Consider the following 879-nt stretch of genomic DNA (forward strand, 5'->3'; position numbering starts at 1 on the left):
CACAATTCGCAATTGGCAATTCGTAGTTCGCAGTTTAATTGCGAATTGCGAATTACGAATTGCGAACTGTTTTTGCACCACCAACCCCCGTGTTCAATGTGGCGATATTTTTTCAAATCGCGATCGCGCAAACGTCCATCATTTCGACGTGAGATTTTAGGACTATAAATTAAATACTCATAGGGTGTTGTACCTTCGAGGGATTTGACATTGAGGGTAATAATTTCCCTATCAACCCCACTTGCTAGCCATTCTTCCCAGTGATGGTGGTGGAAGTTGGTATCACAAAAATCGATTGCGTTCATAAATAACTCCAATTTTTCACTAATAGAACTAAAAAGTTCGACAAGCTATGGACGCATGAAAAGGGAACGGCAAATGATATCAATGCCGCAACAAATTAAAAAATATGCAAATACTTATTCGCTAATTATTTGATAATTACAACTTGCAAATTTTGAGAATTAGGTTTTCGATTACTTGCCAAACTTGCATGATATAAATCAATTGCCCGATGGTGTGTGATCGGGTCTTGGCGATTGTGCAACCAATCTTGAATAAGCTCCAAATTATAGCGAATACAACGGTTGTTGAGTTTTACCCAATGGGTTCCCTCAATCCAAGTTCCATCTAAACGGTATTTTTTCAAAGTGGAAAAACTCATATTGAGTATTTCTGATGCTTGTTGTTTCGTGACTAAGTGAAACATATACAATTCGCAATTCGTAATTCGCAATTCGCAATTAATGCATATGGAGATATTTATACATAATTATCTCCGCTTAAACAACTAGCATAAATTGAAATATCCAAAAAATCTCAGCTACAGCATTGATTCAAAACCCTTATCTCGCAATGCTTTCAGAGGGAAATATCTAT

At 36.6% G+C, this 879-nt stretch carries 2 protein-coding genes; both read right to left on the minus strand.

What is annotated here, in order from left to right; translation table 11 throughout:
• A partial coding sequence (locus tag VB733_RS27015) for a hypothetical protein (RefSeq protein ID WP_323343135.1) occupies positions 1 to 305 on the minus strand: 305 nt, incomplete at its 3' end.
• A gap of 125 nt (positions 306 to 430) precedes the next feature.
• A complete protein-coding gene (locus VB733_RS27020) occupies positions 431 to 709 on the minus strand; it encodes a hypothetical protein (protein ID WP_323343136.1) in 279 nt (92 codons plus the stop codon).
• Positions 710 to 879: the final 170 nt, after the last annotated feature.

The organism is Calothrix sp. UHCC 0171 (assembly GCF_034931845.1).
Lineage (GTDB): Bacteria > Cyanobacteriota > Cyanobacteriia > Cyanobacteriales > Nostocaceae > Brunnivagina.